Here is a 25,682-nt window from a genome sequence, read left to right on the forward strand (position 1 = left end):
TCATTCCGACAGGAAGCGGCCGCAGCCGCGGTAGGTCTTGCCGGCGACGGTCAGGATCGCCGAGGCCGGATACTCGGTGTCGCTCATGCCGTCGCTGCAGGATTCCTTCTTCGTCGTCAGCGATACGGCCAGGCCATCGCCCGTACTGCCGACGTAGCCGTCCGAGGTCTTGTTGGCCCGGGCGACTTCGATCCTGCGCTCGCCATAGTCCAGATCGGCGGACAGGCGAGGCGCCGTACCGCCACCGACCTCCACCGACCAGCCCGGTTCGGTGCCGAGGCCGCGGAACACGCTGCCGCGCGCCTTGGCCTGCTCCCACGGCGTGCCGGCGACCGGTGCCACCGGATCGCCACCGGCGCGCACCAGGCGGAACTCCACCGGTGCGGAGGAGCCCGGCGTCACCGGCACTCGGGTGTCGGTGACGAACCAGAGCGTGCCCTGCGCATCGCGCAGGCCGGCATGCAGGCCGTACCGCCCGTTCGGTCGCAGCTTGGCGGCGTCGTAGGGCAGGGAGAAGACGAACGGCGAGCCTTTGATATCGGCAAAGTCGGCACTGGCGATGACCGCGGCCGGCGTATCGGCCAACTGGTTGTCGATCAGTTGCACGCTGAGGACCGCGCCGGGCGGCGGCGCGATCCGCTCGAGATAGAGGGCGCGCCCCTGGATCGTGGTCGCGGGGTGCGGAGCGACGGACGCGCCGCCAGGCGTCGGCGCGGTAGCCGGCGACTGGCAGGCCGCGAGCGCGAGCAGGCAGGCGGCGATCAGCAGGGGACGGAACATCGCACGCGCTCCTCATGGTCCGGTGGCGGGCCGCCAGCTTAGCGATGGTGGACGTAATGGTTCGTCAACGCGGGAAGCGGGCCTGCGCGGACGTTGGCACAGGACAGCGCTACAGTGGCGCGACTCCGGGGAGTGCCGACATGTCAGCTCACGATCCACGCGTGGATGCGTACATCGAGAAGGCGTCACCGTTCGCCCGTCCCATCCTCGACCACCTGCGCGCGCTCGTGCATGCGGCTTGTCCCTCGGTGCAGGAAGACATCAAGTGGGGCATGCCGTCGTTCCAGTACGGCGGTCGCATCCTCTGCCAGATGGCGGCATTCACGCAGCACGCGTCGTTTGGTTTCTGGCAGCACGCGGCGGTGACGGAAGGCAAGGCGCGCGATGGCATGGGCAGCCTGGGACGGCTGGAGACGATCAAGGACGTGCCGTCGAAGCGCGAACTGACGGCGCTGCTGCGCAAGGCGATGGCCCTGATCGACGAGGGCGTGACCTCGACGGCGACACGCGCGAAACCCGCACCGCGCGCCGCGCTGAAGGTGCCGGCCGACCTGCGCGATGCGCTGGCCGGCAACCCCGGGGCGAAGGCGACGTTCGATGGCTTCAGCCCCAGTGCGCGCCGCGGCTACCTCGAATGGATCACCGAGGCCAAGCGCGAGGACACGCGCGCGCGCCGGCTGGCGCAAGCGGTCGAGTGGATGGCCGAAGGCAAGCTGCGGAACTGGAAGTACGCCAAGGCCAAATAGGCGATCGATATCGTCGATCGTGCAGATTCAGTTTTGCGATGGGCGTCGGCGCATCCGTGGGACTAGTATCGGCCGCGACGCCGCACCGGGCATGGAGCAACCGCATGAATCGCGTCCTGCAGCCGTTCGCCTACACCCGTGCGAGCACCGCGTGGCCGTTCGTGGTCGCCGTATTGTCGATCGTGGTGGTGTCATCGTGGCTGGTCGGCACGATTCCAGCGGACGATGCCAGCGGCATCCGCCGTGCGGTGCGGGGAGGGGCGTTGTGTGCGCTGGCGACGTCATTCGGCGCGATGCCGGTATGGGTGATCAAGCGCCTGCCACAACAATTGGCCGATGGCCTGCTGGGTTTCGGTGCGGGCGTCATGCTGGCGGCGACAGCATTCTCGCTGGTCCTGCCCGGACTGGACGCCGCGGGCCGCGCGGGCTACTCGGCATGGGGCGCCGCCGCACTGATCAGTGCCGGCGTGATGCTCGGTGCGACCGCATTGCTCGTCTTCGACCTAAGTGCGGTGGACGATCCGCGCGATGCGAACCGGCATCTGGTGCCGTCGCGCGTGATGCTGTTCGTACTGGCCATCGTGCTGCACAACGTCCCCGAAGGGATGGCAGTCGGTGTCGCTGCGGGTGGTGGTCTCGCGGGTGCACAGGGCCTGGCGATGGGCATTTCCCTGCAGGACGTGCCGGAAGGTCTGGTTGTCGCGCTGATTCTTGCCGGAGCCGGCATGGCACGCAGCAAGGCGGTCTTCATCGGCGCGTTGTCGGGCGTGGCCGAGCCGGTCGCAGCAGTGCTGAGCGCGTGGGCAGTGGGCATCTCGGCGCTGTTGCTGCCCTGGGGGCTGGCGTTTGCCGCAGGCGCGATGCTGATCGCGGTCGGTCACAGCGTGATTCCGGAATCCAACCGTCACGGACACGCCGCCACGGCGTCGTTCGGGCTGGCCCTTGGCTTCTGCCTGATGATGGCGCTGGACATGGCGCTGGGTTGACCGCGTGTCGCGAGGTGCGCACGCTGCGGCTATCCCGAACGGAGCCGGCACATGAGCGAGCCCCTGACCATCATCGGCAACCACCTGTCGCCTTACGTGCGCAAGGTGCTGGTCTGCCTGGAGCTGAAGGGCATCCCGTACCGCATCGATCCGATCGCCCCTTTCGTCGGGAACGAGGAATTCAGCCGCCTCAGTCCGCTGCGGCGCATTCCGGTGCTGATCGATGGCGACCTGGTGCTCAACGATTCCACCGTCATCTGCGAGTACCTGCAGGACCGGTTCCCGGAGGTCCCGCTGTATCCGGCCGATCCCGTGCAGCGCGCGAAGGCGCGCTGGCTGGAGGAGTACGCCGACTCCCAGCTCGGCGACGTCATCGTCTGGCGGATGTTCTTCCAGAAGGGCATCCGCCGCTTCCTGTTCAACGAAGGTACCGACGAGGACGTCGTGCGCAAGGCGCGCGAGGAGGAACTGCCGGTCGCGCTGGACTACCTGGAGGCGCAGCTGCCGGAACAGGGGTGGATCTTCGGTGAGCTGTCCATCGCCGACATCAGCCTCGCGGCGTTCTTCCGCAATGCCGCGTTCGTGCGGTACCAGGTCGATGCGGCGGGCTGGCCGCGCGTGGCGGCCTTACTCGAACGTGCATGGGCATTGCCTGCCTTCCGCACGCTGGCGGCGTACGAGGACGCGATGCTGCGGACACCGTTGCCGGAACAGCGCGCTGTGCTGGCGGCGATGGGAGCGCCGCTGACCGATACGACCTGCGGCAATGCGTCGCCGCGATATGGATTGAGGCGCCTCGGCTAGCGGCGACGCGCGGGTCCGATCAAGGCGCGACGTCGACGCGCAGCACCGGATAAAGCTGGTAGCGCTCGTCCCACGAGGGGTGACGACGGTAGAAGAACTCCAACCGTGCGTTGGGGTCGGCGGCGAACGCCTTGTCCTCGCGCAGCTTCTTCTCGAACTCCGCCTTCACCGCCGGATCGCGCAGCATCTCGCGCGCGACGGTTTCGGCGACATAGTCCTCCATGTATTCCTTGCGCTCGAACGCGTTGTTGAACCGCCCCCATGCGAGCAGCGAGTCCGGTGCCAGCGGCTCGAGCAATGCCATCACCAGGCGCGACTTCGCCTGCGCGATGGGTACGAACAGTGAGCCCGCCGGCACGCTCTGCGCCTCGCGCTGCCAACCGCCTTCGACCGTCAGTCGCTGGTGGGTTTCCACCGAGCCGCTGCCGAAACTGCTTTTGCTGGCGCGGAATGCATCCGCATCGCCGTTCCATGCCTTGCCCAGCAGACGGTAGTCGACACCATGCGTCTTCAGCACCGCCGCTACCCAGGCCGCATCGGCGGCAGGCACCAGATAACCCGCGCCGGGCGCTTCGACAACCACGCCCGGTCGGATGTCGTCCTTCAGCGGCACCTTCCAGATCTGCGGCGTGGATTCGTCGTAGCGTGTCATCAACGCGCCAGACACCTCAGATTTCGTGCGCGTGTAGGCGTAACCGCGGAAATCCACGGTGCGTGCCTTGGGTGCCGCGACATAGGTCACAGGTTCCTGCTGGCCGCCCAGTTCCGCTGCGGCGACATCCGCTTGCTTCGCCACCGCCAGCCAGGCGGCGCCGTCGCGCGCGACGTGGTCCAGCACCGACACCACGGTGTTGCGGGTGATGCGCACACGGACCGGATACGCCTTCCACGAATGCGTTTCGACCAGCATCGCGATGCGGTTGCGCAGCAGGTAATAGCCATGCGAGAAGCGCGGCGGCGGCACACTGTCCTCGAAACCGGACGTCGGGTCGTCCTGCACGACGAACGACGGGTAGTAGGGCAGGGGCAGCGAACCCTGCTTCGCCAGGTCGTCGATGACGCCCGTGCGCAGCGCCAGGCCCGCCTTGCGCAGTCCGGCATCGCCGGCATGTACGGGCTCGACCTGAATCGAGATGTCGTGCTCGAACTGCGCGCCGTTGGTGGCATGCAGGTCCACGGTCACCAGCGGATCCCAGCGCTGCACCAGTTGCAGCATCGCCTGCATCTCGGGCGTGTCGGCCTTCAGGTAGTCGCGATTGAGGTTGTAGTTTTGCGCGGTGGTGCGCCAGCCCATTTCCTTCGGGCCGCGCTGGTTCGGTCGATTCCATGCACCGAAGCGCTCGTGGCCGTCCACGTTGAACACCGGCACGAACACCCATACCAGCTTGTCCAGAGTGCCTGGTGCTGCTTTGCCTTCAAGCACCTCGCGCAAGGCAAGGAAACCCGCATCCTTGCCGTCGATCTCACCGGCATGGATGCCGCCCTGGATCAGCACGATCGGCAGGCCGCGCCGCTGCGCCTGTTCCGGCGTCAGTGCGCCGCTGGTGGAGGCGACCAGCGCCTTCATCGGCCGTCCTTCCGGTGTGGTGCCGAAGGTGAGGCAGCGCACCGCCTTCGGATACTGTCGGGCGAAGGCATCGCACAGAGCGGTCACTTCGTCGTAGCGGCCGGTTTCGAGGAAGCCGGAGCGCTCGGATGCCGTGGTCAGTGCGGGCTGGGCGTTCGCCAACGGTACCAGAGCCAGCAGCAGGGAGACGCAGAGCGGTCGCAGCATGGAAAATTCCTGAACAGGGCAGGGGCGCATGATGCCGCGCAATCGCGGACAGTCCCAGTCCCCATCGGGCACCCGCGCGGTTCGACCCTCCGAGGGCGGATACGGTAACCTTCCGGAACTTTTTCACCGGAAGATCGGATGAGCACGACCGCGGAAGCCAACCAGGGCCGCATGCCCCGCCAGATTCCCTACATCATCGGCAACGAGGCGTGCGAGCGGTTCAGCTTCTACGGGATGCGCAACATCCTGGTGCCGTTCCTGATCAGTTCGGTGCTGCTGGCCTACCTGCCGGACCAGGCGTCGCGAGAAGGTGCGGCGAAGGACCTGTTCCACAGCTTTGTCATCGGCGTGTACTTCTTCCCGCTGCTGGGCGGCTGGCTGTCCGACCGCTACTTCGGCAAGTACAACACCGTCCTCTGGTTCTCGCTGATCTACTGCGCGGGCCATGCCTGCCTTGCGTTGTTCGAGGGCAACGCGGCCGGGTTCTATACCGGACTGTTCCTGATCGCCCTGGGGTCGGGCGGCATCAAGCCGCTGGTGGTGACATTCTGCGGCGACCAGTTCGACCAGTCGAACAAGAGCAAAGCGAAACTGGTCTTCGATGCGTTCTACTGGATCATCAACTTCGGTTCGTTCTTCGCATCGTTGCTGATGCCGCTGGTGCTGCGCAGCTGGGGTCCGGCGTGGGCGTTCGGCATCCCGGGCATTCTGATGTTCATCGCGACCTTCATCTTCTGGCTGGGTCGCGACAAATACATCAACGTGCCGCCGTCGCGCGGCAACGATCCGGACTCGTTCCTCAATATCGTGCGCAGCGCGCTGCTGGTCAAAGGCTTTGGCTTCGGCACGCTGGTCGCTGCCGTCGGCATGGTCGGTGCGGTCGTGATGCTGGCGTTGTGGGCGTTGAAGTTCGCAGGCGTCGGCCTCTGGCCCGAGCCGTGGGGTTTCGTCATCACGGCCTGCCTTGCGCTGGGCGCCATCATCGCGGGTGTCGGCTTGGGTACATCGATCCAGCTGGAGCGAGCGCGCGGCCTGCACCCGGATGCCGCGATCGAGGGCGTGCGCTCGGTGCTGCGCATCCTTATCGTATTCGCGCTGGTTACGCCGTTCTGGTCGCTGTTCGACCAGAAGGCCTCCACCTGGGTCATCCAGGGCAAGGCGATGGTGATTCCGCACGATCTGTGGTGGTGGCCGAGCTGGCTGGTGAAGGACGCCACCCAGATGCAGGCACTGAATCCGCTGATGGTCATGCTGCTGATCCCGTTCAACAACCTGGTGCTGTACCCGGCGTTGCGGAAGATGGGTTTCAACGTCACCGCACTGCGCCGGATGGGCTGGGGCATCGTCATCTCCGCCCTGTCGTGGATCGTCGCGGGCATGCTGCAACTGCAGATGGACGACGGCGAGCAGGTTTCGCTGGCCTGGCAGACGCTGCCGTACCTGTTGCTGACCTTCGGCGAGGTGCTGGTGTCGGCAACCGCGCTGGAGTTCGCCTACAGCCAGGCGCCGATGGCGATGAAGGGCGTGATCATGGCGTTCTGGTACCTGACAAGCACGTTCGGCGGCCTGTGGGTGTTGCTGACCAACGCCAGCGTCCGCGATCCGGCGGTGATCGGCTGGATCCAGTCGCAGGGCTGGACGGAGAACGCGTTCCTGATGTTCTTCTTCGCCGGCTTCGCGTTCGTGGCAGCCCTGGCGTTCGCACTGTACGCGCGGACCTATCCGATGCAGGACAACTACCGCACCGCGGCGTAAGGACGACCGATGGACGCTCCCATCACCCTGCTGTTGATTGGCGTGACTTGCGTGGTCAGCCTGATCGCCTTCCGCACGCCGTCGCTACTGATGCGGCTGATCCTGTGGCCGCCGGCGATCGACCGGCACCGCCAGTACGACCGGCTGGTGACCTACGGCTTTATCCACGCCGACTTCTGGCACCTGCTGTTCAACATGGTCACGCTGTTCTTCTTCGGTCGGATGATGGAGCAGGTGATGACCCAGCTCAGCGGCAGCCGGCTGACATACGTCGCGTTCTATTTCTCCGCGCTGGTGGTCTCGATCCTGCCGACCTACCTCAAGCACCAGAAGGATCCCAACTACCGCAGCCTGGGCGCGTCCGGTGCGGTGTCGGCGGTGCTGTTCGCCTACATCCTGATCGATCCGTGGGCCCGCATCGGCGTGTTCTTCATCCCGATGCCGGCCATCGTGTTCGCCGTGCTGTACATCGCCTACAGCATCTGGATGGACCGGCGCGGCGGCGACAACATCAACCACGGCGCCCATCTGGCAGGCGCCGCGTACGGCATCCTGTTCCTGGCGGCGATGGAGCCGCGTGTGCTGGGGCACTTCCTGGAATCACTGTCCAATCCCAGCTTCGGTTAAGTCGCCATTGCGCCTTCGCTCACCTCTACTGAAGGTGGGCCGTGATATCCCGGTGGCGTGTCCCACCCGTGGAGAAGCGCATGGCGACCCGCAAGACAGCAGCCAAGAAGGCAGTCAAGAAAGCCGCGAAGAAGACCGCGGCCAAGAAGAGCACGGCACGCAAGGCGGTCAAGAAGACCGCGAAGAAAGCCACGAAGAAAACCGCGAGCAAGGCGACGACCAAGAAGCGCGTGGCGAAGCAGGCGGTCAAGAAGGCCGCATCACGCAAGCCCGTCAAGAAGGCTGCGAAGAAGACGGCGACGAAGGGCGCCAAGGCAACGCGCAAGACCGTCGCCAAGAAAGTCGCTGTCAAGAAGGCCACCAGGAAGGTGGTGAAGAAGGTCGCGAAAAAAGTCGCGGCAAAACCGTCGGCGGCGAAAAAGGCCGTCGCCAAGCGCACGACGGCACGCAAGACGCCTGCGAAGAAGGCGGCACCGCGCAAACGCGCTCCACGCAAGGTCACTCCGGCACAGGCGCTGGCGACGGCACGCACGCTGCTGGAACAGAAGCACGAACACGATCGTCAGCCGGCACCCTGGCAGCAGTTGGACCAGAACGGTCAGCCGGGTGCGACGGGTACGGGTTTCGTGTCGAATGAGGCGCCGGCCAAGGCGCACGAACTGCATGCCGCCGAAAGCCGCATGAAAGCGATCCAGGGCAGCGCGGGCACACAGGACCGGCGCAACCAGGGCAAGCGCGACCATCGCGGCGAGTAGGACGCGCCGTTCGTGTCTGTCGATGAGGACGGGGATTTCGTTCTGCCTGCACCGTGCGTGCAGGTGGGACGGGACTCCGGCGCGGCAGTCGCACCCGAAGGCGGACCCCTGCGCCGCGCCGGAGCACCCGGTGGGCGTCGTGCGGGTGGATCAGTCCATCAAGGAGTGCACGGCGTGCACGCCGGCGGTCTCGCTGCCGGAATAGGTCGACATCAGGCGCTCGTACACCGCGTTGTTGAGTTTTTCGAACTCCCACGCGTCGGTGTGGCCGGTGACGGTGAGCTGGTACAGGCCTTCCAGCAGGGTGAAGTCGCTGGCATTCGAGACATCGGGCAGTGCGTCGATCAGGCTCATGGCGAAGCTCCGTGTGCAGGTCTATGTCCCGTATCACGCAGCAATCGTGCCAACTATCGAACTGCGAAGTCCGTCACGCTCGCCGTCGCTCGAATTTCTTTCACAAGCATGAATGTGACGCGCTGCGTCCAGTTGTGCCAAAGGACCCGCCGGGCATTGCGTCACAATGTAGGTGAGTCCCCTACCACGGAGCCGCCATGACCGGCGACCAGCCTTCCCTCGACCTCCATCACGACCCGGCCGCTCGCCGCTTTTCCACCCGGCTCGACGGGCATGACGCCGAACTCCTGTACTCGCTGCGGGACGGCCGCATGGTCATCGACCACACCGGCGTGCCGGAGGCGATCGGCGGTCGGGGCGTCGCCGCCACGCTGGTCAAGGCCGCGCTGGATCATGCACGTGCGCAGGGCTGGCGCGTGGTGCCGGCCTGTTCCTATTCCGCTGCCTATGTCCAGCGGCATCCCGAGTATGCCGATCTGATCGATGCGCGATCGTGATGGAGGACTGCGGTGGGGCGGCCTAGAATGACGGCCATCACACGCGGAAGGAGCCCGAACGTGTCATTCACCCCCATGTCCCGCAACCCGGCCCGCCAGGCCGGCCTCGTCCTGTTGACGGTGCTCGCCGTGGCCGCCTGCAAGCGCGAAGCCACCGCGCCGCCCGCCGCGACCGGCGAGCCGCAGCCCCCCGTGGTCGCGCCCGCCGGGACGGTCGCCGTGCCGGTCGACCTGAAGGACGTCATCGAGACCACCGACCGGTACGTCGTGGGCATCAGCTATCCGTCCACGGTCAACCGCTATCCTGGGCTGGCCAAGGCGCTGTCGGCGTATACCGAGGCGGAACGCGCCGAGTTGATGGAGGCCGTCGAGGCCTTTGGCAATGACAAGCCCTCCGCGCCGTACGAACTGTCGCTGGCGTTCGAACAGGTGGTGGACACGCCGCAGATCGTGGCCGTGGCCGCCGATGGCAGCCGCTACACCGGCGGTGCGCACGGCCAGCCATTGATCGCGCGCTTCGTCTGGCTGCCGCAACAGGACGCGCGCCTGACCGCAGACGCGCTGATTCCCGACGTGAAGGGGTGGCAGGCGGTCAGCGACTATGTGCGCGAACAGCTGCATACCGCCGTGGTCACCCGCGCGGACGAAGACGAACTGGCGCCGGTGGACCGGGCGGCACTGATCAAGAGTACGTTCCGGATGATCGACGAGGGCACGGAGCCCGAGGCCGACAACTTCAGCGAGTTCGTGCCGGTGCTTGACGCGGCAGGCCGCATCACGGCATTGCGATTCGTCTTCGCGCCCTACCAGGTGGGGCCTTATGCCGACGGCACGCAGACGGTGGACGTGCCTGCTGCGCTGGTACTGCCGCATGTCGCGGCGGAGTACGCAGCGCTGTTCGCCCGCTGACGGGTGACGGTGGCGAGCCCTCTCCGGAGGTAAGCATCTGAAACGAAAAGAGCAGGCCAGGGCCTGCTCTTTTTTTCATGAGGTGCGGTGGCGTCAGGCCGACGGCGGCGACGGCAGTTCGCGTGCGTTGAAGATGCGCTCGATCACCTCGGCCAGCTCGTCTTCGGAGAACGGCTTGGTCAGGTAGGCCTTCGCGCCCTGGCGCAGGCCCCACATGCGATCCGTGTCCTGGTCCTTGGTGGTCACCAGGATCACCGGGATGTGCTTGGTGGTGACCTCGCGGCTCAATGTGCGTGTCGCCTGGAACCCGTTGAGGTTCGGCATCACCACATCCATCAGCACCATGTCCGGCAGCTCGCGCTTGGCCACTTCCACACCCGCGGCGCCGTCCTCGGCCGTAATGGATTCGTGCCCCAGTTTCTCTACGATGCGCTGGATGCCCAGCAGCTGCGACGGTGAATCGTCGACGATCAGAATCTTTGCCATGGATGTCCCCAGTGTTCCCCGTCACCGATTTTAGACCTTGCCGGTGACAACACAATGGGTTGGGCGGCCAACGGATAACGTCCGTCGTACCGCCGGCGCCGTTCATCCCATTCGCACCAGCGTGCGCCCGAACGAGCGCCCGTCCAGCATGGTGCGGAACACCTCAGGCAAGCCTTCCAGCGTGGTTTCGCGCGTACAGATCGTGTCAAGGTGCCGCGGCTTCCAGTCGCTGGCCAGGTGCTGCCAGACCTGCTCGCGGATGTCGCGCGCGGTGCCTGCGGAGGCGACGCCGAGCAGCGACACGCCCCGAATGATGAAGGGCATCACAGTTATGGGCAGATCGGCAGTGGCGGCCAGACCGGCACTGGCCACATTGCCGTAGGGTGACGTCTGCGCCAGCAGGCTGGCCAGCATGGGGCCGCCGACGTTGTCGAGGCCGCCGCCGAAACGTGCCGACTCCATCGGACGCAGGGTGGCCAGCCCATCGCGCCCCAGCACCTCGGCGGCGCCGATCGACGTAAGGTACGCGGTGTTCTCGGGTTTGCCGCTGACGGCATGCACCTCGAAGCCCGCCTTGCTGAAGATGTCGACGGCGAGCGAGCCGACGCCACCGGTGGCCCCGGTGACGGCAAGCGGGCCGAGATCCGGCGTCTGCCGGTTCTCGCGCATGCGGAACAACGCCAGCGCGGCAGTGAAGCCGGCGGTGCCCAGGATCATGCTCTCGCGCAGGCTCAGCCCCGAGGGCAGGGGAATGACCCACTTCGCGTCAAGCCGCGCGTACTCGGCGTAGCCGCCATCCCGCGTTTCGCTGAGGCCCGAGCCGGTGACCAGCACCGCATCGCCCTCCTTGAAAGAAGGATCAGTGGAGGCCACCACATGGCCGGCGACGTCGATGCCACCGACCAGCGGGAAACGCCGCAGGATCTTGCCTTCGCCCGTGCCGGCGAGCGCATCCTTGAAGTTGACCGACGAGTACGCGGTCTTGATGACGATCTCGCCGGGATTCAGCGCATCCAGCGCGATGGTTTCGATACCGCTGCGGTAGCCCGCATCGTCGTTGTGGATGCGGAAGGCGTTGAAGGTCGTGGGCAGGGTCATGGACATTTCCTGGTTCATGCCGTCACGGTCGACGGCAGGGAAGGGCATGGCCCTGATTCTGCGCGCGGATCGTCGGCGGGTACGCCGGACTTTGGTCTAAGCCGCTGCCGCGTGGTTCAACGCAACGACTTGCGCCGCTTCTCGTCCATCCACTTGTCCGCCTGCGCCGGCGAATAGGCGCGCATCCAGTCGACCATGGCATCGATATCGTCGCCATGCCACAGGTCGTCGCGCTGTTCCGGGTGCAGGAAGCGCTCTTCGACCATGCGGTCGATCATGCCCATCAGCGGGGTGTAGAAGCCTTCCACGTCGAGAAAGGCGCAGGGCTTGTTGCCGATGCCGAGCTGGCGCCAGGTCAGCATCTCGAACATCTCGTCGAGCGTGCCGAAGCCGCCGGGCAGGGCGACGAACGCATCGGACAGGTCGAACATGCGCTTCTTTCGTTCGTGCATGTTGGCGACCACATCCAGACGGGTCAGGCCCTTGTGCGCGACTTCCCAGTTGACGAGCTGTTCGGGGATCACGCCGATCACTTCGCCACCGGCGGCCAGCACGGCGTCGGCGACGACGCCCATCAGGCCGACGTTGCCACCGCCGTAGACCAGCTGCAGGCCTTCCTTTGCGATGCGGTCGCCCAGCGCGATGGCGCGCTCGGTGTAGGCGGGCTTGTTGCCGGCGTTGGAGCCGCAGTAGACGCAGATGCTCTTCATGTCGATGTCCTGTGTTGCCTGTTGTCTGAAACGCAAAACGCCAGGCATCGCCTGGCGCATGCGGATCACGGCGGCGACGGCGCCGCCGTGCGGGCCTCAGTTGGGCTTGTGGATCGCGCGCTTGTGCACGGCCATCGCGGCATCGTGCACCGCTTCGGACAGCGACGGGTGCGCGTGGCAGATGCGGGCCAGGTCGTCCGCGGAGCCCTTGAACTCCATGGTGAGCACGCCTTCGTGCACCAGTTCGGACACGTTGGCGCCGACCAGGTGCATGCCCAGCACGCGATCGGTTTCGGCGTCTGCGATGACCTTCACGAAGCCGGTCGGCTCCGCCATCGCCACGGCGCGGCCCACCGCGGCGAACGGGAAGGAGCCGGCCTTGTACGCCACGCCTTCGGCCTTGAGCTGCTGCTCGGTCTTGCCGACCCAGGCGATCTCGGGCGAGGTGTAGATGACCCACGGAATGGTGTCGAAGTTGACGTGCCCCGGCAGGCCGGCGATCAGTTCGGCCACCGCGATGCCTTCCTCGAAGCCCTTGTGCGCCAGCATCGGCCCACGCACGCAGTCGCCGATCGCCCAGACGCCATCGACGCCGGTGTGGCAATGCGCATCCACTTCCACCTGGCCACGCTCGTTGAGCTTGACCCCGGTGCCGTCGGCCAGCAGGCCCTTGCTCGCGGCGCGGCGGCCGACGGCGACCAGCAGCTTGTCCACGGTCAGCGTCTTCTCGCCTTCGGCGTCGCTGTAGGTGACCACGACGTCCTTCTTCTTGCCCTTGCCGGTGACCTCGGTCTTCGACACCTTGGCGCCAAGGCGGATGTCGAGGCCTTGCTTCTTGAACTCGCGCGCGGCGACCTTCGACACTTCGCTGTCGGCGACGGCGAGGAAATCGGGCAGGGCTTCGAGGATGGTGACCTCGGCGCCGAGGCGCTTCCACACGCTGCCCAGCTCCAACCCGATCACGCCTGCGCCGATCACCGCGAGGCGCTTCGGGACTTCGGTGAAGTCCAGTGCGCCGACGTTGTCGACGATGTATTCGTTGTCGAACTTGGCGAACGGCAGTTCGATCGAATCCGAGCCGGCGGCGATGATGATGTTGGTGCCCTTCAGTTCGACTTCGCTGCCGTCGTGCTGCTTGACCTTGACGAGGTTGCCCGGCTGCAACTGGCCGAAGCCGTAGTAGGCGGTGACCTTGTTGGCCTTGAACAGTTGCGCGATGCCGCCGGTGAACTGCTTCACGATGGCGTCCTTGCGGCCGACCATGGTGCCGACGTCGATCTTCGCGTCCTTGACGCTGATGCCGTGCTGTTCGAACTGGTGGGTCAGGTTGTGGTACTGGTGCGAGGAGTCCAGCAGCGCCTTGGACGGGATGCAGCCGACGCGCAGGCAGGTGCCGCCGAGCGCGGGCTTGCCGTCCTTGCCCAGCGCGGCGTCGATGCAGGCGACCTTCATGCCCAGCTGCGCGGCGCGGATGGCGGCGTGGTAGCCGGCGGGACCGGCACCGATGACGACGACGTCGAATTGTTCAGCCATTTCTGTGTCCTTTGCCTTTTCCCTTCTCCCCTCGGGAGAAGGTGCCCGAAGGGCGGATGAGGGGCGACGGAGTGGGATACTCCAAAACCGGAGGTGGGGGTGCCGCGCTCTATCGCGAGGCCAGAGGGCGTGACTCCGTTGCCCCTCACCCCAACCCCTCTCCCGAAGGGAGAGGGGCTCAGTGCATCACATGCCCAGGAGCATGCGGTGCGGGTTTTCCAGCTGGTTCTTGATGTCGACCAGGAACAGCACCGCGTCCTTGCCGTCGATGATGCGGTGGTCGTAGGACAGCGCGATGTACATCATCGGCGCGGCGACGACCTGGCCGTTCTCGACGATGGCGCGGTCCTTGATCGCGTGCATGCCGAGGATGGCGCTCTGCGGCGGGTTGACGATCGGCGTGGACATCAGCGAACCGAAGGTGCCGCCGTTGGTGATGGTGAAGGTGCCGCCCTGCAGGTCTTCCAGGCCGAGCTTGCCGTCGCGTGCCTTCTTGGCGTACTCGGCGATGCCCTTCTCGATGTCGCCGAAGCCCATGCGTTCGACATTGCGCAGCACCGGCGTGACCAGGCCCTTCTCGGTGGAGACGGCGATCGAGATGTCGGAGTAGCCGTGGTAGATGATGTCGTTGCCGTCGACCGAGGCGTTGACGATCGGGTGGCGCTGCAGCGCGTTGGCGGCGGCCTTGGCGAAGAAGCTCATGAAGCCGAGCTTGATGCCGTTGGCCTTCACGAAGTCGTCCTGCAGCTCCTTGCGCATCTCCATGACCTTGGCCAGATTGACTTCGTTGAACGAGGTCAGCATGGCGATGGAGTTCTTGGACTGCATCAGGCGCTCGGCGATCCGCGTGCGGATGCGGGTCATCGGCACGCGCTCTTCCGGGCGTGCGCCACCGGACACGCCGGCGGTCTTGCCGCTGGCGTAGTTGATCAGGTCTTCCTTGGTCACGGCGCCACGGCGGCCGGTACCTTCCACGCCAGCCGGATCGATGCCCTGGGTGATGGCGGTGAAGCGTGCGCCCGGCGGCAGCGCATCGGCGCCGGCAGGCGCAGGCTTGGTGCTGGACGGGGCGGCGGCATCGGCCTTGGCGGCCTCCGCCTTCGGCTGCACTTCCTGGGCACCGGCGGCAGGCTGCTTGGCTTCGGCGGCCGGTGCCGCGGCGGCCACGGCACCTTCTTCGATGATCGCCAGCAGCTGCTGGCTGGTCACCGTGTCGCCTTCCTTGAACTTGATCTCCTTCAGCACGCCGTCGACGGGCGAGGGCACTTCCAGCACGACCTTGTCGGTTTCCAGGTCCATCAGGTTCTCGTCGCGCTTGACCGCGTCGCCGACCTTCTTGTGCCAGGCGGCGATGGTGGCATCGGAGACGGATTCGGGAAGAACCGGAACTTTGACTTCAGTGGCCATGGGATGGGACGTCCTGGTGGTTTGTTCTAATGGGGGTGGGGGCTTATTCGGCGACGTTGTCGTTGCCGAGCTTGTTGACCAGTGCGTCGGCGACCAGCTTGAGCTGTTCCTCGACGTGCTCGGCGAAATGGCCGGCGGCGGGCGAGGGCGAACGCGGGCGGCCCGCATAGTCGAGCGTCTGCTTGTCGGTGAGGCAGGCCTGCAGGTGGTGCTTGATCTGGTACCACGCACCCTGGTTCTGCGGCTCTTCCTGGCACCAGACCACCTCGGTGGCCTTGCCGTAGCGCTTGAGTTCGGCGGCCAGCTGCTCGCGCGGGAACGGGTAAAGCTGCTCCACGCGCAGGATGGCCACGTCGTCCTGGCCACGCTTTTGCGCGTCCTCCAGCAGGTCGTAATAGACCTTGCCCGAGCAGGCGACGATGCGCTTGACCTTCTTGGCGTCGGCGGTGGCATCGGGGATCAGGTGCTGGAACTCGCCGTTGGCCAGTTCGTCCAGCGTGGACACGGCCAGCTTGTGGCGCAGCAGCGACTTCGGGGTCATCACCACCAGCGGCTTGCGGGTGGTCATGCGCATCTGCCGGCGCAGCATGTGGTAGCACTGGGCAGGCGTGGTCGGCACGCAGACCAGCATGTTCTCGACCGCGCACAACTGCAGGAAGCGCTCAAGGCGCGCGGAGCTGTGCTCCGGGCCCTGGCCTTCATAGCCGTGCGGCAGCAGCAGGGTCAGGCCACTGATGCGGCCCCACTTGGCTTCGCCGGCGGCGATGAACTGGTCGATCACCACCTGCGCGCCATTGGCGAAGTCGCCGAACTGGGCTTCCCAGATGCATAGCGTGTTGGGATCGGTGGTCGAGAAACCGTACTCGAACGCCATCACCGCTTCCTCGCTGAGCAGCGAGTCGATGATGGTGGCCTGTTCCGGCTGTTCCACCAGCTGGCGCAGCGGCAGGTAATAGCTGTCGGTCTTCTGATCGTGCAGGATCGCATGGCGGTGGAAGAACGTACCGCGGCCGGCGTCCTGGCCGACCAGGCGCAGGCCGTTGCCTTCCGACAGCAGCGTGGCGTAGGCGAGGTTCTCGGCGAAGCCCCAGTCGGCCAACTGCTCGCCGGCAGCCATTTTCACGCGATCCTCGTAGATCTTCGCCACGCGTGGGTGCAGCGCCACGCCGGCGGGGATCGTGGTGATGATCTTCGCCAGCGAGTCCAGCGCCTTGCGCTTGACCTTGGTGTCGACCGCATCGCTCAGCTTGCCCGACAGGTAGCGCGACCAGTCGATCGCCAGTTCGTCGCCCTTCTGCTTGGCCAGCTCGGTGGTGTATTCGCCCGAATCCAGCTTGTTGCGGTACGCATCGGCCATCGCCTTGCCGCCCTCGGCGGGAATCACGCCGGCGCCTTCCAGCTTGGCGGCGTACATCTCGCGCGTGGTCGCGTGCTTGCGGATGGTCTGGTACATCACCGGCTGCGTGGCTGCGGGCTCGTCGGCCTCGTTGTGGCCATGGCGGCGGTAGCAGACCAGGTCGATCACCACGTCCTTCTTGAACTGCTGGCGGAAGTCGTAGGCCAGTTGCGCCACGAACACCACCGCTTCCGGGTCGTCGCCGTTCACGTGGAAGACCGGGGCGCCGACCATCTTGGCCACGTCGGTGCAGTACAGCGTGGAGCGCGAGTCTTCCTTGTTGCTGGTGGTGAAACCGATCTGGTTGTTGATGACGATGTGCAGGGTGCCGCCGACGGCGAAGCCGCGCGCCTGCGACATCTGGAACAGCTCCATCACCACGCCCTGGCCGGCGAACGCGGCATCGCCATGCATGATGATCGGCAGCACGCTCTGGCGCGCGGTGTCGTTGCGGCGCTCCTGGCGCGAACGCACGCTGCCGGCGACGACCGGGTCGACGATTTCCAGGTGCGACGGATTGAACGCCAGCGCCAGGTGGACCGGACCGCCCGGGGTGGCGATGTCGGCGGAGAAGCCCATGTGGTACTTCACGTCGCCGGCGTGGGCCAGGCTGTTGTCGTGTTCGAACTTGCCCTCGAACTCGTCGAACAGCTTGCGCGGGCTCTTGCCCAGCGTGTTGACCAGCACGTTCAGGCGGCCGCGGTGGGCCATGCCGACCACGATGTCCTTGACCCCGCCTTCGCCCGCGTTGCGGATCATGGTGTCCATCAGCGGGATCAGCGCGTCGCCGCCTTCCAGCGAAAAGCGCTTCTGGCCGACGTACTTGGTGTGCAGGTAGCGCTCGAGGCCCTCGGCGGCCGTCAGGCGTTCCAGCGTGCGGCGCTTGGCGTCGTCGGACAGGCCGAACTGGCCACCGGCAGTCTCGAGGCGCTGGTACAGCCACTGGCGCTGCTCGACCTCGGAGATATGCATGAACTCGACGCCGATGGGACCGGTGTAGGTCGCCTTCAGGCGCCCCAGCAGGTCACGCAGCTTCATGCGCGAGTTGCCACCGACGTTGCCGGTGCTGAACTCGCTGTCGAGGTCGCGATCGGACAGGTCGTGGAAGGACAGGTCCAGGTCCGGCGGGTTGACCGGCGGGGTCAGGCCCAGCGGGTCAATCTGGGCGCCCAGGTGGCCGCGCGAACGGTAGGCGGTGATCAGGCGACCGACATTGCGCTCGCGTTCGTCGCCGCCGCCGGTCGCGACCACGCCCTTGCCGGCCTGCCGTGCCGCCTCGGTGATCTGCTGGATGACCACCGAGTGTGGAACATCGCCGGCCTCGTGGCCCTTGAAACCGTCGAAGTAAGCCTTCCATTTGGGGCCCACGCTGTCGGGGGCGACGAGGTATTGCTCGTACAGGTCTTCGACGTAGGAGGCGTTGCCCCCGTTGAGCTGCGAGGATTGCGCGAACTGCTTCAGGAGATTGTCCACGATGGCGATGGCGTGCAGTGGGTAGTCGAGGGGGCGCTTGCGTCCATGCTGCGCGATACCGCACTGACGGGGACGAAAACCATGAAATTATACCCCCATGGCGGGAAGGGGGCGTAACCGGATTGGACTAAAGACGCAGATTGCAGGCCGACGGCGGGCATCGGAACGGTGCCGTATGCAGAATGCTAGATGCCCAGTGCTCGATACTCGCTGACGGGGCGAGAGCGCTCCCACATCTGCGTGAATTCGTTGCGGAGCTGCCGGGCGCGGCCGGCGTGCGCCAGTCCCGCCTCGCCATCGAGGCGATGGCCGAGCGGCCGGTGGTAGTAGCCCTGATCGTCGTTGGCGACGAAGGCTGCGGTGTATGACATGTCCGCGGGGTCCTGCACTTCGCGGAATGCGAGCACGCTGGGCAGGCGCTGGCCGAGGCCGATCAGGGGCGCCAGTGCCCGTTGTGGTGTGCCGGCATCCTGGAGCAGCACGTGGACCTGCGCCCCGGTCTGGCGGGTGGCGAAGCGGCGCAGCGACTCGATGACCGGTGGCGCATCCCAGAGCCCGGGATCCAGGGCTCGGCTGTAGATGACGAGGTTGCGCCGCGCCTGGGCCACCACTGCGGTGGTGATGGCCACGGCCTCGACGCGCTGGGCGATGCTGGCCGGGCCAATGAGCTGCCGCCGCATGCCCTGGTGCTCGATGCCGGCCTCGAAGAAGCGCTCGCCTTCCGGGAGGAAGCCGTGGCGCGCATAGAACGTCTCGGCGGTGACCTGCGCATGCAGCGACACGTCGGGCCACTGGCGCCGCCGGGCCTCGTCCAGCAGGGTCGCCAGCAGGGCGTCGCCGACGCCCTGACCACGCCAGGTCGACAGCACGGCCATGCGGCCGATCCGGTGCTCGGGCGTCAGTCGCGCCGTCCCGATGGGGGTGCCCGAGGCATCACGGGCGACCACGTGGTGGCTGAGCGGGTCCAGCGCATCGCGTTCCAGGTCGCGTGGTACCTGCTGTTCCTGCACGAACACCACGTACCGCACCGCGTGGACCCAGTCCGCGTCCGCGGCGTAGTCGACGGCGTCGACGTGGTAGTCGCGAGGCGCGGTCATGCGTCTTCGCTACCCTGATCGTCACCGGGCAGGGCCAGCTGATAGTGGCCCTGCGCCGCCAGCGCCATCACTGCATCTCGTCCGGCCTCGCTGAGCGCCGCGTAGGTGGTGCCGTCCAGGCCTTCCAATGCCGCGAGCTGCTGGGCCTCCTTGACCGGCAGGGTGTAGTCCACGCCATTGCAGAACAGGGTCGCGCCCTTGCGGCGCCGACGCCACGCGACGCGCGAGAACGGGTGGCGCAGCAGCTGGGCGCCTTGCTGCAGGTCCCACTCCATCTCGATGCGCGACGGTGCGTCGGGCGCTGGCATCACATCGCCTGAGGCACGGTAGGTGGTGATGAAGCGGCCGAACCAGTCGCCGACCAGGTCCGGATCGTTCATCCGCAGCGCGTTCAAGGCCTCGACCACGCGTTCCATCGCCCGGGCGTCGATCTCGTTGGGGTCCTGCGGTGCTACCAGGTCCTCGTCGTGGTAACGGATGGCGTCGTCTGCCTCGGCGATCAGCGTGTCCAGGTAGTCGCCGATCAGTTCCGCCGACGACGGTGCGCGCATGCCCACCGAGAAGGTCAGGCAGGCGTTCTCGGCGACGCCGTGATGGGGGACCAGCGGCGGCAGGTACAGCATGTCGCCGGGCGACAGCACCCATTCGTGGGTTGGGTCGAAGCGGCGCAGCAGCTTGATCGCCACGTCGTCCTGGAAGGCGAGATCCGGTGCCGGCTTCCCCATCGCGACACTGGCATCGATCATCCAGCGCCGCTCGCCCTGCGCCTGCAGCAGGAACACATCGTAGTGGTCCACGTGCGCACCCACCGAGCCGCCGGTGGCGGCGAAGCTGATCATGATGTCGTCCACGCGCCAGCGCGGCAGGAAGCGGAACTGTTCGAGCAGCTGGCGGACATCGGCGTCCCACTTGTCCACGTCCTGCACGAGCAGGGTCCAGTCGTGGTCGGGCAGGCCGGGGAAGTCTTCCTCCTGGAACGGGCCCGTGCGCACGTCCCAGACGCCCGTTGCCTTGTCCAGGCTGATCATGCGCGCCAGCACGCCCTCTTCGCAGGCCAGGCCGGCGAGGTCTTCGGGCTGCACAGGCGTTTCGAAATCGGGGAAAGCGTTGCGGATCAGCAGCGGGCGCTTGTGCCAGTAGTCGCGCAGGAAACGTTCGGCGGGCATGCCCAGCGGCTGGTGCTGCGTGGCGTCCACCTCGAAAGGCAGGTCCTTGGAGCGGCGGGTGGTCTTGGTGGTCATCGACAGGGGGCGTTCAATAGAAAGGAAGGGCGGCAGCATTCATCGTGGGAGGGCGGTCGTCATTGCGTCCGATCAAGGCGTCGGCGCGGATGCCTTCGCGGCTTCGTCGGCCAGCCGCTTGTCCAGCCGCTCGGAGGCTTTCTGCGCATAGGCACGGCAAGCACCACGGTCCGCCAAAGGCGCATTGGCCGTGGGTCCGATCCGCGTCCACAGTCGGCTGGCGGATGGATGCGGCGTGATCAGGAGGTCGCAGTCGAGCGCGGCCACCCGCGCCAGTGTGTCGCGGAACGCGGCCGTATAGCCGGGGTGTGCGGCTTCGTCGGTGTAGCGGTACACGTCGTCGGAAATCGCCGTCAGGCTGTCGGCGTAGACCATCTGGCGACAGTCATCGCCGTCGCAGGCGCGCCAGGTCCAGCTGGTGCCGCCGGGAGTATGTCCGGGCGACGCGACCGCCTGCAGGGCCAGCGGCCCGACGCGCACCACGCCGTCGTCGGCGAGCGTGACGATGTGCTCGACCGGCGCGATGGGTTCCGCCACCTCGAGCTGCGGGTCGTTGCGGTCCGGCATGCCGCGCTTCAACGTGCCCAGGGCAGGCGCACGCGCGTACACCGGCGCACCCGTGGCCTTCTGCAACTCGGCCAGGCTGCCGGCGTGATCGAAGTGCTCGTGCGAGAACACGATGGCGCGCACGTCCTCGGGCTTGAAGCCGAGCGCGCGGATGTTCGCCAGGATTTGTGGGCCCGCCTGCGGTGTGGCGGCGTCGATCAGAATGTGGCCTGCATCGGAGGTCACCAGCAGCGCACTGATACCGCAGGTGCCGACGTACCAAGTGTTGCCGTAGACGTGCAGCGGCGTGGCCGGGTCGTTCCAGCCGGCATCATCGGCACAGGCCTTGGCAGCGGGTGCGTCGGCAGCGAGCGCGGCGGAAGGAAGCGCGAGTGCGACCAGAGCGGAAAGCAGGGCGGAGCGGAGCGTCATGTGGCGATCTCGTCGTAACCGCGATCGACGAACTGCAGCAGGCACCAGCCATGACCCCAGGGATCGGCCAGGCGCACGATGCGGCCCCAGTTCGCGTCGCGTATGTCGGTTTCCTGCACCAGCCCGGCCTGCAGGGCGCGGTCGAGGGCAGGTTCAAGGGCTTCCACCACCACGTCCAGGTGGACGGGCGTCCAGTGGCGGGCGTAGTCGCGGCGCGCGTCGGCAGCGGCGATCGACCCGGCAGGGTTCTGCAGCAGGTAGATCGGCGCCTGCGCGCCGAGCAGTTCGACACCACCGTCGCCGAAGCGGCGCGCAGCGGTCAGGCCGAAGGCTTGCGTGTACAGCGTCTCCGCGGCGGGCAGGTCGGGAACGTCGATGTTGATCAGCAGGTGCATCGCCGTTCCCTCGCGTCCCGGGCGTCAGATGTTCCGTGCGAGCCGCTCGGCGAGGCCGGTGTAGCTGCCCGGCGTCATGTCGCGCAGGCGCTGCTTGTCGTCGGCGGGCAGGTCGAGCGATTCGATGAAGGTGCGCATCGAATCGGCGGTGATGCCCTGGCCGCGGGTCAGCGCCTTCAGTTGCTCGTAGGGGTTCGGCAGGCCGTGGCGGCGCATGACGGTCTGCACGGCTTCGGCCAGCACTTCCCAGGCGGCATCGAGATCGGCGTCGAGGCGCTGCGGATTCACTTCCAGCTTGCCCAGGCCCTTGGACAGCGAGTCCAGTGCGACCTGCGTGTGGCCAAACGCGGTGCCCAGCGCGCGCAGCACGGTGGAATCGGTGAGGTCGCGCTGCCAGCGGCTGATCGGCAGCTTGGCGCTGAAGTGTTCGAACAGCGCATTGGCGATGCCGAAGTTGCCCTCGGCGTTCTCGAAGTCGATCGGGTTGACCTTGTGGGGCATCGTCGACGAACCGACTTCGCCTTCCTTCAGACGCTGCTTGAAGTAACCCAGCGAGACGTAGCCCCAGATGTCGCGGGCCAGGTCGATCAGGATGGTGTTGGCGCGGCGCGCGGCATCGCCGATCTCGGCGATGTTGTCGTGCGGCTCGATCTGCGTGGTGTACGGGTTGAAGACCAGACCCAGGCCTTCGACGAAGCGCTGTGCGAATACCGGCCAGTCGACATCGGGGTAGCTGGCGACGTGCGCGTTGTAGTTGCCGACGGCACCGTTGATCTTGCCGGTCAGTTCCACCGCCGCGATCTGCGCGCGCTGGCGCTCGATGCGCGCCACGACGTTCGCGATCTCCTTGCCCAGCGTGGTCGGCGACGCGGTCTGGCCGTGCGTGCGCGACAGCATCGGCTGCGCGGCCTGCGCATGCGCCAGTGCGCGCAGCGTGGCGGTCACGCCGTCGAGCGTCGGCAGCAGCACCTCATGGCGCGCCTGTTCCAGCATCAGGCCGTAGGACAGGTTGTTGATGTCCTCGCTGGTGCAGGCGAAGTGGACGAACTCCAGCGCCGGCGCGAGTTCGGCATCGTCCTTCAGCTGTTCCTTGATGAAGTACTCCACCGCCTTGACGTCATGGTTGGTGGTGCGTTCGATCTCCTTCACGCGGGCGGCGTTCGCGACGCTGAAACCGTCGGCCAAGGCGCGCAGCTTCGTCTGCTGGGCCGCGGAGAACGCGGGCAGCTCGGTGATGCCCGGCTCGGCGGCCAGTGCCAGCAGCCATTCCACCTCGACCTTCACGCGGGCGCGGATCAGGCCGTACTCGGAGAAGATCGGGCGCAGGGCGTCGACCTTGCCGGCATAGCGACCATCGAGCGGGGAGAGGGCGAGCAGGGACGAATCCGACATGGGCACGGGCGGGGGGCTGAAAGGGAGCGTTCCATTTTACCCTGGGAAGGCGGCCATCCGGCCTGGCGTATCCTGTGGCCCCCCGCCAGCCACCGGCCCCGTGCCGGCGCGCAAGCCGTGAATCCCTCCAGGAGACGGTTGATGACCAGCAAGAAGTCCGCGGGCAAGCCCCGCGCCGCACGTACCCGTATCGAACACGACAGCATGGGCGAGCTGAAGGTGCCCGCCGATGCGCTGTGGGGCGCACAGACGCAGCGCGCCGTACAGAACTTCCCGATTTCCGGCCGGCCAATGCCGCGCGGGTTCATCCGCGCGCTGGGCCTCGTCAAGGGCGCGGCGGCCGAGGTCAACGCTGGTCTGGGCCTGCTGCCGAAAGGAATTTCGGCCGCGGTGCGGGCGGCTGCAGACGAAGTGGCGTCCGGCGCGCACGACGCGCATTTCCCCATCGACGTCTACCAGACCGGCTCGGGCACCTCGTCCAACATGAATGCCAACGAGGTGGTCGCCACGCTCGCTTCACGCTCGTTCAAGGACGGCGCCGGCAAGGCCAGCGTGCACCCGAACGACCACGTCAACCTCGGCCAGAGTTCCAACGACGTCATCCCGACCGCCCTGCGCGTGGCCGCACAGCTGGCGGTGGTGGAAGACCTGCTGCCTGCCATCAAGCACCTGCGCAAGACCATCGATGCGCGCGGCAAGGCGCTGGGCAAGGTGGTGAAGACCGGGCGCACGCACCTGATGGACGCCATGCCGCTGACGTTCGGCCAGGAGTTCTCGGCCTGGTCGGCGCAGCTCTCGTCGGCGCAGGCCCGCATCGACGACACACTGAAGCGCGTGCGCCGCCTGCCGCTGGGCGGCACCGCCATCGGCACCGGCATCAATGCCGATCCGCGCTTCGGCGCACGTGTCGCGAAGGCATTGTCAACGAGCACCAAGACCCGTTTCGAAAGCGCCGCCAACAAGTTCGAAGGCCTGGCCGCGCAGGACGACGCGGTCGAACTGTCCGGCCAGCTCAGTGCACTTGCCGTCGCGCTGACCAAGATCGCCAACGACCTGCGCTGGATGAACTCCGGGCCGCTGGCGGGGCTGGGCGAAGTGGAACTTCCCGCACTGCAGCCCGGCAGCTCGATCATGCCGGGCAAGGTCAATCCGGTGATCCCGGAAGCCACGGTGATGGTGTGCGCGCAGGTGATGGGCTACCACACGGCGGTGACGGTCGCCGGGCAGACCGGCAATTTCCAGCTCAACGTCACGCTGCCACTGATCGCGAACAATCTGCTGGACGGCATCCAGTTGCTGTCGAACGTGTCGCGTCTGCTCGCCGACGACTGTATCGCCGGCCTCACGGTACGCACCGGGCGCGTGCAGGAAGCGCTGGACCGCAACCCGATCCTGGTGACCGCGCTCAACCCGGTGATCGGTTACGAGAAGGGCGCCGCCATCGCCAAGCAGGCGTACAAGCAGAACCGGCCCGTGCTGGATGTGGCGCGCGAGGTGACCGGACTACCGGAGAAGACGCTCAAGCCGCTGCTCGATCCGGCCGTGCTGGCGAAGGGCGGCATCCATGGCAAGCCGGGCGGTGGCGGCGGCTGACGGAGAAGCTCCGCGCCTGAAGCTCAGGGAGTGGGAGCGGGCGCCGGTTCCGCTGCGGCGGCATCGGCTTCCTGCGCTGCATTGGCTTGCGTGGCCTTCACCGCCTGACCGACGACGCGTCCCACGTCCTTGCCGGCTTCATAGCTATCGTCGTGCGAGCTACGGCATTCCTGGATATCGTCCAGTTCCATGCCCGCGTAGGGCTGGAACGCCGGCAAGGCCACCGCGAGATCCTGCTGTGCCTTGTACAGGCCGGGCAGGCGGTCGCAGATCTTCATCGCTTCCGCTTCAACTTTCTTGGCCTCGGCTTCCATTTCCTTGTCGATCTGGTCGGGATTGCCGCTGAAGATGCCCTTCACTGCGGCGCCGACCGCCTTGCCGGCGAGCTTGGCGCCTTCCTTGCCGGTGGCGATGCCGGCATCGGCGATGCCACCGAGTTCGCGGTGATAGGTGACCAGCAGCGCGCGCTGCGCATCGGTTACCGGCACCGGCTTGCCGCCGACGATGAAGTCGCCCTTCGCCGATACCTCGGCCTTGGGATGACCGGTGGCGTTGAGCTTGAGGTTCTGGCCCCAGAGGGCGCTGGACTTGGTGGCATCGCCATTGGCATCACCGCCTTTCGAGCAGGCGACGAGCAATAGAGCGGTCGACAGGGCGAATACGAACGTTCGGATCATGATGGTGTCCTTGGAATCAGCGGCGCTTGGGGATGTCGATCCGGCCTTTCACGCCATCGTGGTCGACGTCGCCGCTGCCCACCGAACGGACGGTCAGGCCGCCGCTGACGTTGCGCACCTCCACGCCGCCCGAGCCGATCGAGCCGACGACGACGTTGCCGGTGATGTCGCGCAGTGCTGCGCCACCCGAACCGATCGAGCCGATCTCGACGCTGCCGC

Annotated in this window: 23 protein-coding genes and 2 pseudogenes; 9 read left to right on the top strand and 16 right to left on the bottom strand. The window is 66.7% G+C overall.

Annotated features, from left to right (window positions below; translation table 11 throughout):
• On the bottom strand, window positions 1-780 hold the full coding sequence (locus tag AX730_RS09520) for a YbaY family lipoprotein (protein WP_062355322.1): 780 nt from the start codon (window positions 778-780) through the stop codon (window positions 1-3).
• A 140-nt stretch (window positions 781-920) separates the two neighbouring features.
• Between AX730_RS09520 and AX730_RS09525 the strand changes: the two genes are divergently transcribed.
• From AX730_RS09525 to AX730_RS09535, 3 genes are all read left to right on the top strand, one after another.
• Complete coding sequence (locus tag AX730_RS09525; protein ID WP_062355325.1) at window positions 921-1,526, top strand: YdeI/OmpD-associated family protein; 606 nt, start codon at window positions 921-923, stop codon at window positions 1,524-1,526.
• Window positions 1,527-1,630: 104 nt separating this feature from the next.
• On the top strand, window positions 1,631-2,512 hold the full coding sequence (locus AX730_RS09530) for a ZIP family metal transporter (protein WP_083537829.1): 882 nt from the start codon (window positions 1,631-1,633) through the stop codon (window positions 2,510-2,512).
• Between the two features lie 51 nt (window positions 2,513-2,563).
• Window positions 2,564-3,316, top strand: coding sequence for a glutathione S-transferase family protein (locus AX730_RS09535; protein ID WP_062355328.1), 753 nt, complete (start codon window positions 2,564-2,566; stop codon window positions 3,314-3,316).
• Window positions 3,317-3,335: 19 nt separating this feature from the next.
• Here the strand turns inward: AX730_RS09535 and AX730_RS09540 are convergent, their stop codons facing one another.
• Entirely contained in the window at window positions 3,336-5,090 is a 1,755-nt protein-coding gene (locus AX730_RS09540) for a M14 family metallopeptidase (RefSeq protein WP_062355331.1), read from the bottom strand.
• 138 nt (window positions 5,091-5,228) lie between these two features.
• Between AX730_RS09540 and AX730_RS09545 the strand changes: the two genes are divergently transcribed.
• The 3 genes from AX730_RS09545 to AX730_RS19145 all read left to right on the top strand — a co-directional run bounded on the left by AX730_RS09545 (window position 5,229) and on the right by AX730_RS19145 (window position 8,227).
• Window positions 5,229-6,845, top strand: coding sequence for a POT-type proton-dependent oligopeptide transporter (locus AX730_RS09545; RefSeq protein WP_062355334.1), 1,617 nt, complete (start codon window positions 5,229-5,231; stop codon window positions 6,843-6,845).
• Between the two features lie 9 nt (window positions 6,846-6,854).
• Window positions 6,855-7,472, top strand: coding sequence for a rhomboid family intramembrane serine protease (locus tag AX730_RS09550; RefSeq protein ID WP_062355337.1), 618 nt, complete (start codon window positions 6,855-6,857; stop codon window positions 7,470-7,472).
• Between the two features lie 80 nt (window positions 7,473-7,552).
• Window positions 7,553-8,227 (top strand): hypothetical protein, encoded by a 675-nt coding sequence (locus tag AX730_RS19145; RefSeq protein ID WP_198147125.1) that lies wholly within the window; start codon window positions 7,553-7,555, stop codon window positions 8,225-8,227.
• A gap of 150 nt (window positions 8,228-8,377) precedes the next feature.
• Here the strand turns inward: AX730_RS19145 and AX730_RS09560 are convergent, their stop codons facing one another.
• Window positions 8,378-8,581: a hypothetical protein gene (locus AX730_RS09560; protein WP_062355340.1), complete on the bottom strand. Its 204-nt coding sequence runs from the start codon at window positions 8,579-8,581 to the stop codon at window positions 8,378-8,380.
• A 197-nt stretch (window positions 8,582-8,778) separates the two neighbouring features.
• On the opposite strand from AX730_RS09560, the gene AX730_RS09565 reads away from it, so the two are divergent.
• Complete coding sequence (locus tag AX730_RS09565) at window positions 8,779-9,078, top strand: GNAT family N-acetyltransferase (RefSeq protein WP_062355343.1); 300 nt, start codon at window positions 8,779-8,781, stop codon at window positions 9,076-9,078.
• 75 nt (window positions 9,079-9,153) lie between these two features.
• Window positions 9,154-9,987: a DUF3298 and DUF4163 domain-containing protein gene (locus AX730_RS09570; RefSeq protein ID WP_062355346.1), complete on the top strand. Its 834-nt coding sequence runs from the start codon at window positions 9,154-9,156 to the stop codon at window positions 9,985-9,987.
• Window positions 9,988-10,080: 93 nt separating this feature from the next.
• Here the strand turns inward: AX730_RS09570 and pilH are convergent, their stop codons facing one another.
• The 11 genes and pseudogenes from pilH to purB all read right to left on the bottom strand — a co-directional run bounded on the left by pilH (window position 10,081) and on the right by purB (window position 23,193).
• On the bottom strand, window positions 10,081-10,473 hold the full coding sequence (gene pilH / locus AX730_RS09575; protein WP_062355349.1) for a twitching motility response regulator PilH: 393 nt from the start codon (window positions 10,471-10,473) through the stop codon (window positions 10,081-10,083).
• Window positions 10,474-10,575: 102 nt separating this feature from the next.
• Complete coding sequence (locus AX730_RS09580) at window positions 10,576-11,571, bottom strand: oxidoreductase (RefSeq protein ID WP_062355426.1); 996 nt, start codon at window positions 11,569-11,571, stop codon at window positions 10,576-10,578.
• Window positions 11,572-11,687: 116 nt separating this feature from the next.
• Window positions 11,688-12,281 (bottom strand): LOG family protein, encoded by a 594-nt coding sequence (locus AX730_RS09585; protein ID WP_062355352.1) that lies wholly within the window; start codon window positions 12,279-12,281, stop codon window positions 11,688-11,690.
• A 96-nt stretch (window positions 12,282-12,377) separates the two neighbouring features.
• On the bottom strand, window positions 12,378-13,814 hold the full coding sequence (lpdA, locus tag AX730_RS09590; RefSeq protein ID WP_062355355.1) for a dihydrolipoyl dehydrogenase: 1,437 nt from the start codon (window positions 13,812-13,814) through the stop codon (window positions 12,378-12,380).
• Window positions 13,815-14,000: 186 nt separating this feature from the next.
• Window positions 14,001-15,221 (bottom strand): dihydrolipoyllysine-residue succinyltransferase, encoded by a 1,221-nt coding sequence (gene sucB, locus AX730_RS09595; protein ID WP_062355358.1) that lies wholly within the window; start codon window positions 15,219-15,221, stop codon window positions 14,001-14,003.
• Between the two features lie 43 nt (window positions 15,222-15,264).
• Window positions 15,265-18,090 (bottom strand): 2-oxoglutarate dehydrogenase E1 component, encoded by a 2,826-nt coding sequence (locus AX730_RS09600; RefSeq protein WP_062355361.1) that lies wholly within the window; start codon window positions 18,088-18,090, stop codon window positions 15,265-15,267.
• Between the two features lie 185 nt (window positions 18,091-18,275).
• Complete coding sequence (locus AX730_RS09605; protein WP_062355364.1) at window positions 18,276-19,187, bottom strand: GNAT family N-acetyltransferase; 912 nt, start codon at window positions 19,185-19,187, stop codon at window positions 18,276-18,278.
• Between the two features lie 32 nt (window positions 19,188-19,219).
• A pseudogene (locus tag AX730_RS09610) lies at window positions 19,220-20,428 on the bottom strand (ribosomal protein uL16 3-hydroxylase); the annotation flags it as partial.
• Between the two features lie 72 nt (window positions 20,429-20,500).
• Window positions 20,501-21,406, bottom strand: coding sequence for a subclass B3 metallo-beta-lactamase (gene bla / locus AX730_RS09615; RefSeq protein ID WP_062355367.1), 906 nt, complete (start codon window positions 21,404-21,406; stop codon window positions 20,501-20,503).
• Window positions 21,403-21,801, bottom strand: a complete 399-nt coding sequence (locus tag AX730_RS09620; RefSeq protein WP_062355369.1) for a VOC family protein — start codon at window positions 21,799-21,801, stop codon at window positions 21,403-21,405. The genes bla and AX730_RS09620 overlap by 4 nt, the downstream gene beginning before the upstream one ends.
• Before the next feature lie 24 nt (window positions 21,802-21,825).
• Window positions 21,826-23,193 carry an adenylosuccinate lyase gene (purB, locus tag AX730_RS09625; RefSeq protein WP_062355372.1) on the bottom strand — a complete coding sequence of 456 codons (1,368 nt, stop codon included), beginning with the start codon at window positions 23,191-23,193 and terminating at the stop codon, window positions 21,826-21,828.
• A gap of 141 nt (window positions 23,194-23,334) precedes the next feature.
• On the opposite strand from purB, the gene AX730_RS09630 reads away from it, so the two are divergent.
• The gene (locus tag AX730_RS09630) at window positions 23,335-24,786 is read left to right on the top strand and encodes a class II fumarate hydratase (RefSeq protein ID WP_062355375.1); all 1,452 of its coding nucleotides are present in this window, start codon (window positions 23,335-23,337) and stop codon (window positions 24,784-24,786) included.
• A gap of 23 nt (window positions 24,787-24,809) precedes the next feature.
• On the opposite strand, the gene AX730_RS09635 is transcribed toward AX730_RS09630, so the two are convergent.
• Together AX730_RS09635 and AX730_RS19150 are read right to left on the bottom strand one after the other, a co-directional pair.
• Entirely contained in the window at window positions 24,810-25,463 is a 654-nt protein-coding gene (locus tag AX730_RS09635) for a hypothetical protein (RefSeq protein ID WP_062355378.1), read from the bottom strand.
• 16 nt (window positions 25,464-25,479) lie between these two features.
• Window positions 25,480-25,682, bottom strand: a pseudogene (locus AX730_RS19150) (hypothetical protein); the annotation flags it as partial.

It is taken from the genome of Pseudoxanthomonas mexicana (assembly GCF_001556105.1).
GTDB classification, from domain to species: domain Bacteria; phylum Pseudomonadota; class Gammaproteobacteria; order Xanthomonadales; family Xanthomonadaceae; genus Pseudoxanthomonas_A; species Pseudoxanthomonas_A mexicana_A.

What these genes read in the sequence shown, in the direction of transcription:
- AX730_RS09520 (WP_062355322.1), bottom strand. Translation starts at nt 780, where the DNA reads ATGTTCCGTCCCCTGCTGATCGCCGCCTGCCTGCTCGCGCTCGCGGCC.
- AX730_RS09525 (WP_062355325.1), top strand. Translation starts at nt 921, where the DNA reads ATGTCAGCTCACGATCCACGCGTGGATGCGTACATCGAGAAGGCGTCA.
- AX730_RS09530 (WP_083537829.1), top strand. Translation starts at nt 1,631, where the DNA reads ATGAATCGCGTCCTGCAGCCGTTCGCCTACACCCGTGCGAGCACCGCG.
- AX730_RS09535 (WP_062355328.1), top strand. Translation starts at nt 2,564, where the DNA reads ATGAGCGAGCCCCTGACCATCATCGGCAACCACCTGTCGCCTTACGTG.
- AX730_RS09540 (WP_062355331.1), bottom strand. Translation starts at nt 5,090, where the DNA reads ATGCTGCGACCGCTCTGCGTCTCCCTGCTGCTGGCTCTGGTACCGTTG.
- AX730_RS09545 (WP_062355334.1), top strand. Translation starts at nt 5,229, where the DNA reads ATGAGCACGACCGCGGAAGCCAACCAGGGCCGCATGCCCCGCCAGATT.
- AX730_RS09550 (WP_062355337.1), top strand. Translation starts at nt 6,855, where the DNA reads ATGGACGCTCCCATCACCCTGCTGTTGATTGGCGTGACTTGCGTGGTC.
- AX730_RS19145 (WP_198147125.1), top strand. Translation starts at nt 7,553, where the DNA reads ATGGCGACCCGCAAGACAGCAGCCAAGAAGGCAGTCAAGAAAGCCGCG.
- AX730_RS09560 (WP_062355340.1), bottom strand. Translation starts at nt 8,581, where the DNA reads ATGAGCCTGATCGACGCACTGCCCGATGTCTCGAATGCCAGCGACTTC.
- AX730_RS09565 (WP_062355343.1), top strand. Translation starts at nt 8,779, where the DNA reads ATGACCGGCGACCAGCCTTCCCTCGACCTCCATCACGACCCGGCCGCT.
- AX730_RS09570 (WP_062355346.1), top strand. Translation starts at nt 9,154, where the DNA reads ATGTCCCGCAACCCGGCCCGCCAGGCCGGCCTCGTCCTGTTGACGGTG.
- pilH (WP_062355349.1), bottom strand. Translation starts at nt 10,473, where the DNA reads ATGGCAAAGATTCTGATCGTCGACGATTCACCGTCGCAGCTGCTGGGC.
- AX730_RS09580 (WP_062355426.1), bottom strand. Translation starts at nt 11,571, where the DNA reads ATGACCCTGCCCACGACCTTCAACGCCTTCCGCATCCACAACGACGAT.
- AX730_RS09585 (WP_062355352.1), bottom strand. Translation starts at nt 12,281, where the DNA reads ATGAAGAGCATCTGCGTCTACTGCGGCTCCAACGCCGGCAACAAGCCC.
- lpdA (WP_062355355.1), bottom strand. Translation starts at nt 13,814, where the DNA reads ATGGCTGAACAATTCGACGTCGTCGTCATCGGTGCCGGTCCCGCCGGC.
- sucB (WP_062355358.1), bottom strand. Translation starts at nt 15,221, where the DNA reads ATGGCCACTGAAGTCAAAGTTCCGGTTCTTCCCGAATCCGTCTCCGAT.
- AX730_RS09605 (WP_062355364.1), bottom strand. Translation starts at nt 19,187, where the DNA reads ATGACCGCGCCTCGCGACTACCACGTCGACGCCGTCGACTACGCCGCG.
- bla (WP_062355367.1), bottom strand. Translation starts at nt 21,406, where the DNA reads ATGACGCTCCGCTCCGCCCTGCTTTCCGCTCTGGTCGCACTCGCGCTT.
- AX730_RS09620 (WP_062355369.1), bottom strand. Translation starts at nt 21,801, where the DNA reads ATGCACCTGCTGATCAACATCGACGTTCCCGACCTGCCCGCCGCGGAG.
- purB (WP_062355372.1), bottom strand. Translation starts at nt 23,193, where the DNA reads ATGTCGGATTCGTCCCTGCTCGCCCTCTCCCCGCTCGATGGTCGCTAT.
- AX730_RS09630 (WP_062355375.1), top strand. Translation starts at nt 23,335, where the DNA reads ATGACCAGCAAGAAGTCCGCGGGCAAGCCCCGCGCCGCACGTACCCGT.
- AX730_RS09635 (WP_062355378.1), bottom strand. Translation starts at nt 25,463, where the DNA reads ATGATCCGAACGTTCGTATTCGCCCTGTCGACCGCTCTATTGCTCGTC.